General features: G+C 40.2%; 12 protein-coding genes. All 12 read left to right on the top strand.

All coding sequences use genetic code 11. From position 1 onward, the window contains the following. Positions 1 to 43: 43 nt before the first annotated feature. The 12 genes from AC1ECF_RS11915 to AC1ECF_RS11860 all read left to right on the top strand — a co-directional run bounded on the left by AC1ECF_RS11915 (position 44) and on the right by AC1ECF_RS11860 (position 14,104). Positions 44 to 1,252, top strand: coding sequence for an acetyl-CoA C-acetyltransferase (locus tag AC1ECF_RS11915; protein ID WP_480389644.1), 1,209 nt, complete (start codon positions 44 to 46; stop codon positions 1,250 to 1,252). Then, a complete protein-coding gene (locus tag AC1ECF_RS11910; RefSeq protein WP_480389643.1) occupies positions 1,249 to 2,100 on the top strand; it encodes a 3-hydroxybutyryl-CoA dehydrogenase in 852 nt (283 codons plus the stop codon). Before AC1ECF_RS11915 ends, AC1ECF_RS11910 begins: the two co-directional genes overlap by 4 nt. Before the next feature lie 27 nt (positions 2,101 to 2,127). Beyond that, positions 2,128 to 3,264 (top strand): acyl-CoA dehydrogenase, encoded by a 1,137-nt coding sequence (locus AC1ECF_RS11905; RefSeq protein WP_480389642.1) that lies wholly within the window; start codon positions 2,128 to 2,130, stop codon positions 3,262 to 3,264. A gap of 25 nt (positions 3,265 to 3,289) precedes the next feature. Further along, a complete protein-coding gene (locus AC1ECF_RS11900) occupies positions 3,290 to 4,429 on the top strand; it encodes an acyl-CoA dehydrogenase (RefSeq protein ID WP_480389641.1) in 1,140 nt (379 codons plus the stop codon). A gap of 3 nt (positions 4,430 to 4,432) precedes the next feature. After that, complete coding sequence (locus tag AC1ECF_RS11895; protein WP_480389640.1) at positions 4,433 to 5,053, top strand: TetR/AcrR family transcriptional regulator; 621 nt, start codon at positions 4,433 to 4,435, stop codon at positions 5,051 to 5,053. 125 nt (positions 5,054 to 5,178) lie between these two features. Then, positions 5,179 to 8,436, top strand: coding sequence for a fused isobutyryl-CoA mutase/GTPase IcmF (gene icmF, locus AC1ECF_RS11890; protein WP_480389639.1), 3,258 nt, complete (start codon positions 5,179 to 5,181; stop codon positions 8,434 to 8,436). A gap of 367 nt (positions 8,437 to 8,803) precedes the next feature. Next, positions 8,804 to 9,367 carry a DNA-directed RNA polymerase subunit delta gene (rpoE, locus tag AC1ECF_RS11885; protein ID WP_480389638.1) on the top strand — a complete coding sequence of 188 codons (564 nt, stop codon included), beginning with the start codon at positions 8,804 to 8,806 and terminating at the stop codon, positions 9,365 to 9,367. Between the two features lie 146 nt (positions 9,368 to 9,513). Then, a complete protein-coding gene (locus AC1ECF_RS11880; RefSeq protein WP_480389637.1) occupies positions 9,514 to 11,109 on the top strand; it encodes a CTP synthase in 1,596 nt (531 codons plus the stop codon). Positions 11,110 to 11,882: 773 nt separating this feature from the next. Next, positions 11,883 to 12,158, top strand: coding sequence for a hypothetical protein (locus AC1ECF_RS11875; RefSeq protein WP_480389636.1), 276 nt, complete (start codon positions 11,883 to 11,885; stop codon positions 12,156 to 12,158). A 236-nt stretch (positions 12,159 to 12,394) separates the two neighbouring features. Then, a complete protein-coding gene (locus AC1ECF_RS11870) occupies positions 12,395 to 12,964 on the top strand; it encodes a hypothetical protein (RefSeq protein ID WP_480389635.1) in 570 nt (189 codons plus the stop codon). Positions 12,965 to 13,147: 183 nt separating this feature from the next. Next, positions 13,148 to 13,462: a hypothetical protein gene (locus tag AC1ECF_RS11865; RefSeq protein WP_480389634.1), complete on the top strand. Its 315-nt coding sequence runs from the start codon at positions 13,148 to 13,150 to the stop codon at positions 13,460 to 13,462. 150 nt (positions 13,463 to 13,612) lie between these two features. Further along, a complete protein-coding gene (locus AC1ECF_RS11860; protein WP_480389633.1) occupies positions 13,613 to 14,104 on the top strand; it encodes a DUF2716 domain-containing protein in 492 nt (163 codons plus the stop codon). The last annotated feature ends 650 nt before the right edge of the window (positions 14,105 to 14,754 follow it).

Genomic DNA, 14,754 nt, shown 5'->3' with positions numbered 1-14,754 from the left:
TTAACTGGATTTGTAAGCGCATTCAAAACAAGGGGTGACTATATTGGGTAAAACAGTAATTTTGGATGGAGCACGTACAGCTTTTGGGAAGTTTGGAGGAGCACTGAGTAGCTTGTCAGCATCAGACCTTGGAGGTATAGCAATAAAAGCAGCGTTACAAAAAGCAGGAGTGCAGCCTGAGCAAGTGGATGAAGTAATTATGGGGACGGTGCTTCAGGCTGGTCAAGGGCAGATTCCATCACGACAAGCTGCAAACAAGGCAGGTATTCCTTGGGCAGTCCAAACGGAAACAATCAATAAAGTCTGTGCGTCAGGCATGCGAAGTGTAACTTTAGCCGATCAATTGATACGACTTGGGGACGAGGAAATGTTCGTAGCAGGTGGAATGGAATCCATGTCTAATGCTCCTTACTACTTACCAAAAGCAAGAACAGGTCTCCGTATGGGCGATGGGAAAGTAGTAGATGGGATGATATATGATGGTTTATCCTGCTCCTTCCATCCGAAGCAAGTGCATATGGGCACTTATGGAAACTCTACTGCCGAGTCCTTTGGCTTAACACGAGAAAGGCAGGACGAATGGTCATACAGAAGCCATGCGCGTGCAATCCAAGCTATAGAAAAAGGTATCTTTACAGAGGAGATTGTGCCGGTAGAAATTCCTCAGCGAAAAGGAGACCCGATGATTGTCCAGGAGGATGAAGCTCCACGTAAGGACACATCTATGGAAACGTTGGCAAAGCTTAAACCAGCTTTCGGTGTTGACGGAACAATCACTGCAGGCAATGCACCGGGTGTCAATGATGGAGCATGTGCGCTCGTATTAACAAATGAACAAAAAGCACAGGAACTTGGGAAAGATCCTCTCGCTTATGTGATTGGCCATACAACCATTGCAGTAGAACCGGAAAACTTCCCACAAACGCCTGGTTTAGTAATAAATAAGCTGCTCGAAAAAACAGGAAAATTACTAGAAGAAATTGATTTGTTTGAGATAAATGAAGCATTTGCTGCAGTCGCATTAGTAAGCAGCCAGCTAGCAAACCTCGATGAAGAAAAAGTAAATGTCAATGGTGGAGCGGTTGCATTAGGTCATCCAATTGGTGCTTCCGGTGCAAGAGTAATACTGACACTTGCGTATGAATTAAAGCGTCGCGGTGGCGGAATAGGGATTGCTGCAATTTGCTCTGGCGGTGGTCAGGGAGATGCAATCATGATTGAAGTTCCAAAAACAGGGGGAGAAATCAGATGACAATACAAAAGGTAATGGTTATTGGAGCAGGACAAATGGGGTCGGGAATTGCGCAGGTTTGTGCACAGGCTGGCTTTGAAGTGAAGCTAAATGACCGTGAGGAGCAGTTCTATGAAAGGGGCATCCAAACAATCACCAAAAATCTTTCACGCAACGTGGAAAAGGGGCGTATGACGGAGGAAGAGAAAGAAGCTGTTTTAAATAGAATTACTAAATCATTAGCTATTGAGGATGCAAGTGATGTCGACCTAGTGATAGAAGCTGCTGTTGAAAACATGGAAATCAAGCAATCTATTTTTAAACAGCTAGATGAAATTACATCAAAGCATACCATTCTAGCAACGAATACATCCTCACTACCAATTACAGAAATTGCAGCAGTGACAAACAGAGCAGACCAAGTAATTGGCATGCATTTTATGAACCCGGTCCCAGTTATGAAGCTTGTAGAGATTATTCGTGGTCTGGCAACTTCAGACGAAGTATACACGGAAATTGAGGAAATGACGAAGAAGCTTGGCAAGGTCCCAGTAGAGGTCAATGATTTTCCAGGATTCGTTTCTAATCGTATCTTAATGCCGATGATTAACGAAGCAATCTATACAATTTATGAAGGGGTAGCAACAAAAGAAGCGATTGATGAGGTAATGAAGCTTGGGATGAATCACCCAATGGGACCACTACAGCTAGCAGATTTTATTGGCTTAGATACATGCCTGTATATCATGGAAATTCTGCACGACGGGTTTGGTGACAGCAAATATCGTCCATGTCCGCTATTGCGTAAATATGTGAAGGCTGGATACTTAGGAAAGAAAACTGGTAGAGGCTTCTACGTTTACGAATAAGAGAAGGGGAAAAGGGGCGCCATTCAGATGGAATTAACATTTACAGAAGAACAGCAAATGATGCGCGATATGGTGAGGAGCTTCGCAAAGACGGAGATTGAGCCTTTTATTGAGCGAATGGAGCAAGGGGAGTTTCCTAGGGAGATCCTTTCCAAAATGGGAGAGCTTGGCTTGATGGGAATTACTGTGCCAGAGGAATATGGTGGCTCAGGAATGGACTTTACAAGCTATATTATCGCTATTAACGAGTTGTCCAAGGTGAGTGCAGTAGTAGGGGTTATTCTATCTGTTCACACATCCGTTGGGACTAACCCAATTCTCTATTTTGGTACAGAGGAGCAAAAGAAACAGTATGTACCGAAGCTAGCATCAGGAGAATTTTTAGGGGCATTTTGTTTAACAGAGCCTTCTGCTGGTTCGGATGCAGCAGCCTTAAAAACAAAAGCAGTAAAAGACGGAGACCATTATGTTCTCAATGGCTCCAAGGTTTTTATTACAAATGGGGGCGAAGCAGATGTATATATCGTATTTGCTTCTACAGATGCTTCTCAGGGCTCTAGAGGAATCTCTGCCTTTATAGTCGATAAGGGGACCCCAGGATTTATCATTGGGAAAGATGAGCATAAGATGGGTCTTCACGGATCAAGAACCGTACAAATTACATTCGAGGATATGCGTATTCCAGCTGCTAATTTGTTAGGAGAAGAAGGAGAAGGCTTTAAAATTGCAATGGCAAACCTAAATACCGGACGGATTGGGATTGCGACACAGGCTCTAGGTATAGCGGAGGCTGCCCTAGAAGCAGCGGTTAATTACTCTAAGGAACGAATCCAATTTGGAAAGCCGATTGCTGCAAACCAAGGGGTAGGCTTTAAGCTAGCTGATATGGCCACAGCAGTAGAAGCAGCAAGATTATTGGTTTACCGAGTTGCAAACTTACGTGATCAAGGACTTCCTTGTGGAAAAGAAGCATCCATGGCGAAGCTATTTGCCTCCAGAACAGCAGTAGATGTAGCTATTGAAGCAGTCCAAGTTTTCGGAGGGTATGGCTATACAGAGGACTATCCAGTAGAAAGATACTTCCGTGACGCGAAAATTACGGAAATCTACGAAGGTACTAGTGAGATACAGCGAATTGTAGTAAGCAAGCATTTGATGAACTAACAAACAGACAAAGGCGGGAAGAAAAATGAACTTTCAATTAACAGAAGAGCATGAAATGATTCGTAAAATGGTAAGAGATTTTGCTGAAAATGAAGTAGCACCAACTGCTGCAGAGCGTGATGAGGAAGAACGCTTTGACAGAGAAATCTTCGATAAAATGGCGGAGCTAGGCTTAACAGGTATCCCGTGGCCAGAGGAATACGGCGGAATTGGCTCTGACTACCTTGCTTACTGTATCGCAGTTGAAGAGCTTTCAAGAGTATGTGCTTCTACAGGGGTTACGTTATCAGCGCATACATCACTTGCCGGCTGGCCAATTTTCAAATATGGAAATGAAGAGCAAAAGCAAAAATATCTTCGTCCAATGGCAGAAGGAAAGAAAATAGGTGGATATGGCTTAACAGAACCAGGGTCTGGGTCTGACGCAGGTGGAATGAGAACAACAGCCAAGCTAGACGGAGATCACTATGTACTAAATGGCTCTAAGATTTTTATTACAAATGGAGGCATTGCAGATATCTATGTAGTATTTGCAGTAACAGATCCAGAATCGAAGCATAAAGGAACAAGTGCTTTTATCGTAGAGTCTGACTTCGAAGGCTTCTCGGTAGGGAAAAAAGAGAAAAAGCTTGGAATTCGTTCATCACCTACAACGGAAATTATTTTTGATAACTGCCGTGTGCCAAAAGAAAACTTACTTGGCGAAGAAGGAGAAGGCTTTATTATTGCAATGAAAACATTAGATGGCGGGCGTAACGGTATTGCTGCGCAAGCTGTTGGAATTGCACAAGGTGCTCTAGACGCGGCAGTTGGCTATGCAAAAGAGCGTGTTCAATTCGGTAAGCCTATAGTGGCAAATCAAGGCGTTTCCTTTAAGTTAGCAGATATGGCTACAGCTACAGAGGCATCTCGTCTATTAACCTATCAAGCAGCATGGCTAGAGTCTAACGGACTTCCATACGGTAAAGAGTCTGCGATGGCAAAGCTGATGGCTGGAGATACAGCAATGAAAGTAACAACAGAAGCGGTGCAGGTTTTCGGCGGCTATGGTTATACAAAAGATTACCCTGTAGAGCGTTTTATGCGTGATGCAAAAATAACTCAAATTTATGAGGGAACACAAGAAATTCAACGTCTTGTTATCTCTCGTATGCTTACAAAGTAACAGATGGATAAGAAGCACGAAATCCTTACCACGGTGAAGGATGGAACACTCATAGAAAAAAGGCGTCAGCAGATGGTCCAGGCGGCAGTGGCTCTCTTTAAGCAGAAGGGCTTTCACCGAACGACGACAAGGGAAATAGCCAAGGAAGCTGGATTTAGCATCGGAACCCTGTACGAGTATATTCGTACCAAGGAGGATGTGCTCTACTTAGTCTGCGACAGCATTTATCATGAGGTTCATGGCCGTCTTTCCGAATTTACAGCGGAGGCTGGTACACTGGATGAATTGAAAAATGCGATCCGTCACTATTATGGGGTGATAGATGACATGTCGGATGAATTCGTCGTGATGTACCAGGAAACTAAATCACTGCCGAAAAACGCATTGGAGTACGTATTAAAAAAGGAATTAGAAATGGTCAGTATTTTCCACAAGATGCTTCAAAGCTGTATCGAGGCTGGGGAGCTGAAGATCAGTGAGGAGCAGGCGCAGCTCTATGCTCATACGCTCGTTGTCCAAGGACAAATGTGGGCCTTTAGAAGATGGGCATTAAAGAAAGAACATACACTGTATGACTTCACCGAAATGCAGATCAATTTATTATTCAATGGGATGAAGAAATGAACAACGTGCATATGGCAAAGTAAGTGCTCCAGGGGTGGGAGGCACAGCTATTCACGTTAAAAGGTACCAACTGAAAAATTCTCAGCTGGTATCTTCTATCACGTAAACAAACAAGGGGGACCAACATGTCAAAGGTGGAAGTATATCGTCCAAAAAATCATGTTCGTTTTGTTACAGCATCAAGCCTTTTTGACGGCCATGATGCATCGATTAACATTATGCGCCGGATTCTACAGTCTAGCGGAGCCGAGGTAATACACCTAGGTCATAATCGCTCTGTAGAGGAGGTAGTAAACGCTGCCATACAAGAGGACGTACAAGGGATCGCCATTTCTTCCTATCAAGGAGGGCATGTGGAGTATTTTAAATATATGAAGGACCTGCTTGCAGAGCGGGGAGCACCTCATATCCGTATATACGGCGGAGGTGGTGGTGTAATCATTCCGAAGGAAATCAAAGAGCTTCATGAATACGGTATTAACGGTATTTTTTCTCCAGAGGATGGGAGAAAATTAGGACTCCAAGGTATGATTAATAAAATGCTAGAAGAGTGTGACTATCCAAGCAAATCGGATGGAGCTAGCAAAACGATAGGAGAGGTTACAACAGATCATCCTGAAAAGCTGGCTCATTTAATTACGGTCGCAGAGGAAGCGCATCAATCACAGGATGAGGAAGCACTTAAGATGCTAGAGCTGGCAAAGGGCCTTTCAAAATCTACCCCTGTGCTAGGAATCACAGGGACTGGGGGAGCAGGGAAAAGCTCTTTGACAGATGAGCTGATCAGACGTTTCTTGCAAGAGCTGCCAGATAAAAAGGTTGCTGTGTTATCCATTGACCCGACGAAGCAAAAAACTGGCGGAGCACTTTTAGGTGACCGTATTCGAATGAATGCCATCTTTAACAAACGAGTGTTCATGCGAAGTCTTGCAACACGTGGTTCTCGTACAGAGCTTTCTGGTGCTACCCAGAATGTATTAGATGTGGTGAAGACTGCTGGCTATGACTTGATCATTGTAGAGACGAGTGGAATTGGGCAAGGGGATGCGGAAATTACCAATGTCTCAGATGTTTCTATGTATGTCATGACCAGTGAGTTTGGTGCACCATCTCAATTAGAAAAAATTGATATGATCGATTATGCTGATTTGATTGTGATTAATAAGTTTGAACGAAAGGGCTCAGAGGATGCCTTACGTCAGGTACAAAAGCAGTACCAACGAAGCCATGAGCTTTGGAATGAAGCGCTTGATAATATGCCGGTTTACGGAACGATTGCAAGCCAGTTTAATGACAAGGGAACGAACTCGCTTTTCGCTGCTCTAGTAGATGTTTTAAACAAAAAGGTAGGAACGAATTGGGAAACTTCCTATGAGCAATTTGTTAAAACACAAAAACAAAACGTCATCATTCCAAATGATCGCCGCTATTATTTGCGTGAAATCACGGAAACAGTACGTGGATACCACCAAAATACAGAGGAGCAGGTAGGCTTTGCTAGAAGGTTGTTTCAGCTGGAGGGGGCTATCCAAACGGTAAAGGAAAAGGCGCCAGACGATGCGCTTGTTTACTCCTTGGAGTCACTTGCGGCAGGAGTAAGAGATGAGTTGACTGCAGAATCAAAACGCATCTTAGATAACTGGCAGTCCTTAAAAGAAGCATATGCTGGAGATGAATTTATTACAAAAATACGAGACAAAGAGATTCGTACAGTTCTGCGTACAGAAAGCTTATCAGGTCTGAAAATACCTAAAATTTCTCTGCCGAAATTTGAAGACTACGGAGAAATTCTAAAATGGGTGTATAAAGAAAATGTACCAGGCTCTTTCCCTTACACGGCCGGCGTATTTCCGTTCAAACGAGAGGGCGAAGATCCGAAGCGTCAGTTTGCAGGTGAGGGAACTCCTGAAAGAACAAATCGTCGTTTTCATTATCTGTCAAAGGATGATGACGCAAAGCGCTTATCTACCGCATTTGACTCGGTCACATTATATGGGGAAGACCCAGATTATCGACCAGATATTTATGGGAAGGTTGGGGAGTCTGGCGTAAGCATCTGTACATTAGATGACATGAAAAAGCTCTATGACGGCTTTGACTTATGTGCACCTTCGACGTCGGTTTCGATGACGATTAACGGACCTGCTCCGATTATTCTTGCGATGTTCATGAACACTGCGATAGATCAGCAGGTACGTGTGCAGGAGGAAAAGCTAGGTCGTCCATTAACTCTAGAAGAGTTTACAGAGGTAAAAGAGGCAACCCTTCAAGTCGTAAGGGGAACCGTGCAGGCGGATATTCTGAAAGAGGATCAAGGGCAAAATACGTGTATCTTCTCAACAGAATTTGCGCTTCGAATGATGGGAGATATCCAGCAGTATTTCATTGACCATAAGGTTCGAAACTATTATTCTGTATCCATTTCGGGCTATCATATAGCGGAAGCTGGAGCAAATCCTATTTCGCAGCTAGCTTTCACACTTGCAAATGGATTTACGTATGTAGAGTATTATTTGAGTCGTGGAATGAATATCGATGATTTTGCTCCAAATCTTTCCTTCTTCTTCTCAAATGGGTTGGATCCAGAGTACACAGTGATTGGACGGGTGGCTCGTCGAATTTGGGCGATTGTTATGCGAGAGAAATACGGAGCGAACGAAAGAAGTCAAAAATTGAAATATCATGTCCAAACATCAGGTCGAAGCCTGCATGCCCAAGAGATTGACTTCAATGATATCCGGACGACCCTACAAGCACTGATGGCTCTTCAGGATAACTGTAATTCGCTTCATACCAATGCCTATGATGAAGCAATTACTACTCCTACAGAGGAATCGGTAAGACGGGCAATGGCGATTCAAATGATTATTACAAAAGAACACGGATTGTCGAAAAACGAAAACCCTCTCCAAGGAGCATTTATCGTGGAGGAGCTGACAGACCTAGTAGAAGAAGCTGTACTGAAGGAATTTGATTCAATCAATGACCGAGGTGGAGTGCTAGGGGCAATGGAAACGCAGTATCAACGTGGAAAGATTCAAGAGGAATCTATGTATTATGAAATGAAGAAGCATACAGGAGAGCTTCCGATTATTGGGGTAAATACTTACTTGAATCCAAATCCACCTTCTGCGGAAGAGATAGATAATATGGAGCTTGCTCGTGCTTCCACGGAAGAAAAGGAAACACAGATTCAAAATCTTCTTGCGTTTCAAGAAAAACATACAGACGAAGTAAAGGAAGCTTTAGAAAATCTTAAAAAGGTTGCCATGACTGGTGGTAATATCTTTGAAGAGCTAATGACAACCGTTCAGAAGGCTAGCTTGGGTCAAATCACCAATGCGCTTTATGAGGTTGGCGGTCAATACAGAAGAAATATGTAAAAATATAGTTCGTCTTTATTAGCGAAGGATGAGTAAAATAGAAATAGAGAGGGGTGTCCAAAAAGTTATTATATTTGGGCACCTTTTTTCGGATATTTTTGTATAATAAGATTACTAAGAGTAGAGGGGCAAGTGGAATGAAAAACTCCATACGAATGTTGATTGTCATTATTCTCCTTTTACTTGCTATAATTCTGTATAATAGTAAATTGGCCTCTATCCCATTACTATTGCTCTCTTTCTACTTGTTCATCCTAGTAGGTAAGAAAATTTCTCTTTTCAAAAAGAATAATTGATTGTAGCATATAACATAATTGTTTGTATATAATGGGAAGTATGTTAAAGGACAAGAAAGGACGTGCACGATTTGAATTTTCGTGAGATGACAACAGAACAATTACAAGAAGAATCACTAATCGATATTGGTTTTGCAATATTAGAAGATAGAAAAAATGCGATGACTTTACCTGATTTATTTGAGGAAATTCAAAAGCTAGTAGGATACAGCGATGAAGAGATGGCTGCACGCAAACCTCAATTCTATACGGATATGAATATTGATGGTCGTTTTTTAGCTATTGCGGAAAACCAATGGGGATTAAGAGAATGGTACCCAGTAGAACAAATTGAAGAGGAAACAGCACCAACTGTGAAGGTTCGTAAGAAAAAAGCTAAGATTGTGGATGACGAACTGGATGATTTAGAAGAAATAGATGAAGATGAGATTATCTTTGATGAGGACTTCGAAGAATTCGTCGATGATGAAGAAGATGAGGACGAAGATGAAGATGCTGTCGTAATCGACTTCGAGGAAGAAGAAATTGACGATGTAGATGTCATCGAAGAAGACTTAATAGACGAGGAAGATGAAGATTTTGATATCATCGATGAGGAAGAATTAGATGTAGACGAAATTGAGGAAGAAGAATAATCCTTGACTTCTATATCTAAACGCTATAAGATTTTATTGGGCTCTTTTTAAGAGACATACTCGTGTGTATATGCGCTCCCTCTGCTAGGAAAACTAGTAGAAGGAGCGCTTTTATTATTGTAGTAACAAATTAGGAGGAACAAGCAATGACAAAATTTATATTTGTAACTGGTGGGGTTGTTTCGTCCCTGGGTAAGGGAATAACTGCAGCTTCTCTTGGGCGTTTATTAAAAAATAGAGGATTAAAGATTACCATTCAAAAGTTTGATCCTTATATCAACTTAGACCCTGGTACGATGAGTCCTTATCAGCATGGAGAAGTATTCGTGACAGATGATGGAGCAGAGACTGACCTAGATTTAGGACATTACGAGCGTTTTATCGACATCAATCTAAACAAATATTCCAATATCACCACTGGTAAGGTATATTCCTCCGTTTTACGTAAAGAGCGCCGTGGAGATTATAATGGAGGAACTGTACAAGTTATTCCTCACATTACGAATGAAATCAAAGAAAGATTATTTTTAGCTGCAAAAGAAACAAAGGCTGATATCGTCATCACAGAAATTGGTGGAACTGTAGGGGATATTGAATCACTACCTTTCTTAGAGACAATTCGCCAAATGAAACGTGACGTTGGAAGCGAAAATGTCATGTATGTACACTGTACGCTTGTTCCATTTATTAAGGCTGCTGGAGAAATGAAAACAAAGCCAACGCAACATAGCGTAAAAGAATTACGCAGCTTAGGTATCCAGCCAAATGTCATTGTTGTCCGTTCTGAAATGCCAGTACCTCAGGACATGAAGGATAAAATTGCGTTATTCTGTGACATTAAACCAGAAGAAGTAATCGAGTGTATAGATGCAGATTCTTTATATGAAATTCCATTAATGCTGCAACAGCAACATCTTGATCAAATTGTGGTAGATCATTTCGGTCTAAATACTCCGGAAGCTGATATGACAGAATGGTTAGAGCTAGTGAACCAAGTGAAATCTCTATCCAAGAAAGTGAAGATTGGCTTAGTTGGAAAGTATGTAGAGCTTCAAGATGCTTATATCTCTGTAGTGGAAGCGATGAAGCATGCTGGTTATACATTTGATGCAGACGTTGAGATTAAATGGGTTAATGCAGAAGAAGTAAATGACACGAATGTAGCTGACATACTGGGAGATGTAGACGGCGTGTTAGTGCCTGGCGGTTTTGGGGATCGTGGAGTAGAAGGAAAAATCTCCGCTATCAAATTTGCGCGTGAAAACAACGTTCCTTTCCTTGGAATCTGCTTAGGTATGCAGCTTGCGACTGTTGAATTTGCGCGTTCTATTCTTAATATGGAAAATGCACATTCTACGGAGTTAAATCCAAAAACACCTTATGCAATTATTGATCTATTACCAGAGCAAAAGGATGTAGAGGATCTTGGTGGAACTTTACGTCTTGGATTATATCCATGTAAGCTAACTCCTGGCTCTAAAGCGCATCAAGCTTACGGTGAAGAGCTTGTATATGAGCGTCACCGTCATCGTTATGAGTTTAATAATGAATTCCGAGAGCAATTTGAAGCAGCTGGCTTTGTGTTCTCTGGAACTAGCCCGAATGGTCGTTTGATTGAAATTGTGGAAATACCAGACCATAAATTCTTTGTGGCATCTCAGTTCCATCCAGAGTTCGTTTCACGTCCACAGCGTCCACAACCGTTGTTCCGTGAGTTCATTAAGGCATCTGTTGGAGAATAATAAATGATAAAGAAGCACTTATGATTCTATCGTATGATAGGACTCATAAGTGCTTTCTTGTTTAGGAGAGCATAGGTTCTCCGTTGCGTCAGACGCTTCGAGTGGGGGCGACAGGATGTTGGTGAGGAAATATATTCTTGGAACCTCTGGTTCTCCGCATCGTCGGACGCTTTCCCGGAGGCCAACAGGATGTTGGTCAGGAAAACGTTGTCACACGATGTGACGTTCTTAGTTTTCCCTCCCCTTGGTAAGCCAGCACTCATCGCTTACGCGCGTGGCTGTGCTGTCTTACCTACCACCTTGCTCCCGCCGGAGTCGCCGCCGCTGCTCCGAACCAATGGTGATCCTACTAATGCTAAGTTTTGATCAATAAATTTTAAAAAGAACATATGAAGAAAGGACTAGTTTTGTTAAGCCTTTCTATGGAAGCCTTTTAAAGAACGAATAAAACAGATAAGATGCATTATTTTCTTATAGTGTGATATGAATGCATTGTAAGCAGTCTGGGCTATCTGCATCGTCGCATGCTTTCCGAGGGCCAACAGGATGTTGGTCAGGAAAAAGTTCAGGATGTGACGTTCTTAGTTTCTCTCTCCACAAGGCAAGCCAACACCCAACGCTTGCGCTGTCTTGCCTGACACATTGCTCCCGTTGGAGTCGCCGACGTTGCTCCGAACCAATAGTGTTGATGGGGAGAAAATAATAAAAAACAGGTTAGTGAAAAAAGGTATAATCAATTAATCAAGAATATGAGTAACACGGGGTGAAAAGTAATGTATCAATTCCAACACGAGGTACAAAGAAAAGAAAAGATATATAAGGTATATGTCATTTTATTTATTATATCCGTATTAATAAATGTAGTTTTATTCTTTGTAGATGGTAGTATCCTTCGTGGGATAGTCAGTCTCTTATTTTTTTCTATTGTCCTTCACTATGGTTTACGAAAAAAAGTCTGGGCGGGATTAATCGTAAAATCTATGGTATGGATACATATAGTTTTATTGGTTATTATGTTTCTAACTATGATAATTAAAGTTATACAGTAAGTACCTTTCTCAACTAACGGGTGCATTGATCCAAGAAGAGATTAACGCTCTTTTTGTTGAATTCCTTATTATAGAAACGGGGCAGGTTAGTGCAACAAGGACTATCGTCAGATTTACAACGCTAAGTAAATAAGTTTCCAAACGACGCTTTGGGGGCTTTTTTCTTTTTATTAAATGTTATATTAAAGCTAAAGATTATAAAGCAATATTTGTTTAAAGAGATAAGAGGTGAATAAATGTACGCTGCATTTCCAAAAGATTTGAAAGAAGCCGTTTCTAAAGTTTTTAATTTGATTTTGAATGATACATACAATAAAGCCATAGATGGGGAATCCCCAGATAGCGTGGAATATTTATTAGGTAATTCTATTATTCAAATTCCGTATCGCATTTACTACAATGATAATTCGAATTCTTTTATAAATGAATTAAATTCAAGGGAAAAAATGATTTTACATTGTATTTTTTCAAGAAGTGATAACGGTTTTATTCGTCAAAAACATTTAAAGTCATTGCTTTCAATGGAGTATGAGGATTGGGCTATTCCGTATATTGTAAAAATATGTGATGAGTATATCGTAGAAATATTGGAAATGACTTATTTAATTTTGCAAGAACAAGACACTGAACGAATTAAGAGATTTTGTTATCAGAATAGCGTATCTTTTTGTAAAAGTTATAGTAGAATGATTAACTATTGGAATGAATTTTATAGAAATGAACATAAAAATTTTAAACACTATGTCGGAAGAAAGCTATTCAGAGAATGTTTTGGCTACTCTAGAACGATGGAAAATAAATGTTAACGAAGACTTGGTCAATAACTCGTATTAAGTCGTTTTAGAACTCTTATACAGGCATATACTTAAATTAAAAAGGAAGTGTACTAACTGAAAAAGAGTAAAATCACTTTAATTGGGACTATTGTAATTTTATTTGTTACCTTTTTATTTATCAATAGTGCCTCGTCAAAAGGAGATACATCTGAAGTGCCACCTATGTTAAGTCCCGAGGAACAAGCAGAAAAAACGGCTGAGATTGAAAATTTCATCTACGGGGATAATGGAATTATTAAACAAGTAAATGATGAATTAGTGAAAAAAGGTTATCAATTTCAGACGATGGTTATGGCAAATTCCGTGGATGATGTTCATGTGAAATATATCTTAGACACCAAAGATCCTACTGAATCAGAACAAGAAGAGGTAAAATCAATTTTTTTTGAGATAGTTAAAAAGAATAATTTAGATTCTAATGCATTTAATCTTAAAGTAGCTGGTAATGATGATGGACCAGATTGGTAATGAAGTTCTTATTTCACTAACGGGAGCGTTGATCCAAGAAGGGATTAACGCTCTTTTTGTTGAATTTCTTAACGTACAAAAGGGGCAGTTTTATTTAAGAAGAAATGTTATTATAGATACTACTAAAAGTACCAAGAAGGTGGTTATTCAATGGAAAATTGGTTTGAACTATCAGAGGCAGAAAATAAAAAAATATGGACTAAAATATATCAAGAATTAAATTTTAAACCAAGCATTTCCCATTTTCCATCTTTTGAAGTGCCAACTCCATTTAAAACCTACGACATTTCTAATTACTTTATCGAATGTGAAGATTCAGAAGCGTATAATGACTTGGAAGAAAAAGCATTGCTTGTTTTTCGGGAAATTACATCAAAAAATGAATATATTTATGCACTGGATTGGCAACATGAATGTTATTGGATAAATCCCCATTTAGAATTTGAAAAAGATGAATTCGAAGAATGGAAAGTGCCGATTTTTCCTAACGGAGATTATTACTTCTTTATCCATAAGGATTTTAAGTGGGGATATTTAGGACACCCTTGGGAGAAAACCATAACTGTTTTTGGGAAAGAATTATTAAAGAGTTTTGAAGAGCATAAACCAAGAATGTTCCAGAAAATATTACGTCAAGGATAAAAGCTTATTCAACTAACAGGGGCTTTACTTCAAGAAGGAGTAAAGAAGGTCAGTTTAGTTGTACAGTGTTGTTTAACTGAACAATCGAACCAGATTGTAAAATAACAAAGGTGCAATTATAATGCAATTTAATTGGATAACTTAAATTATTCCTTCAGCTAACCAATTAGCAAGTGTTTTATCACCAGAAGTAACAAGAATACTTAAATTTGGGAGTTGATACAAATTCCTATGCCACTTGTAGTACCGATGCATCAAAGTGAGAGAGGGACAGAAGTGAATTCTTAAATGAAAAAGAATAGTTTTTTATGATTTGTTACAGATTCTTTTTCCAAGATTCTTATCAAGATTTATTTATTAGAAGTTAACGCTAGTGGTTCGGAACAGCGTCGGTGACTCCTGCGGGAATAGCAAATTTATTTGCGACGAAAGCGGAGTGACAAAGGAACAAAGGCAAAAACGTCACATCGTGTGACAATGCCTTTGTGACCAACATCCTGTTGGCCTCCGACGCAGTGAAGAACCACACATTTTTAAAGTAAGAAAGCACTTACGATTTTGAACTGCACCCCGTTGTTAGACACATCTAACAATTGGAGGTGCAGTTTTTTATGACCAAGTATACGATGAATAAAAAAATAGAAGTTGTC

The sequence above is a fragment of the Psychrobacillus sp. Z3-81 genome, from assembly GCF_056620325.1.
This window is presented reverse-complemented; position numbering and strand designations above follow the sequence as displayed.

Excerpts from the sequence above, each read along its gene's own strand:
- AC1ECF_RS11875 (WP_480389636.1), top strand. The coding sequence starts at position 11,883 with ATGTATCAATTCCAACACGAGGTACAAAGAAAAGAAAAGATATATAAG.
- AC1ECF_RS11880 (WP_480389637.1), top strand. The coding sequence starts at position 9,514 with ATGACAAAATTTATATTTGTAACTGGTGGGGTTGTTTCGTCCCTGGGT.
- icmF (WP_480389639.1), top strand. The coding sequence starts at position 5,179 with ATGTCAAAGGTGGAAGTATATCGTCCAAAAAATCATGTTCGTTTTGTT.
- AC1ECF_RS11910 (WP_480389643.1), top strand. The coding sequence starts at position 1,249 with ATGACAATACAAAAGGTAATGGTTATTGGAGCAGGACAAATGGGGTCG.
- AC1ECF_RS11900 (WP_480389641.1), top strand. The coding sequence starts at position 3,290 with ATGAACTTTCAATTAACAGAAGAGCATGAAATGATTCGTAAAATGGTA.
- AC1ECF_RS11870 (WP_480389635.1), top strand. The coding sequence starts at position 12,395 with ATGTACGCTGCATTTCCAAAAGATTTGAAAGAAGCCGTTTCTAAAGTT.
- AC1ECF_RS11905 (WP_480389642.1), top strand. The coding sequence starts at position 2,128 with ATGGAATTAACATTTACAGAAGAACAGCAAATGATGCGCGATATGGTG.
- AC1ECF_RS11895 (WP_480389640.1), top strand. The coding sequence starts at position 4,433 with ATGGATAAGAAGCACGAAATCCTTACCACGGTGAAGGATGGAACACTC.
- AC1ECF_RS11860 (WP_480389633.1), top strand. The coding sequence starts at position 13,613 with ATGGAAAATTGGTTTGAACTATCAGAGGCAGAAAATAAAAAAATATGG.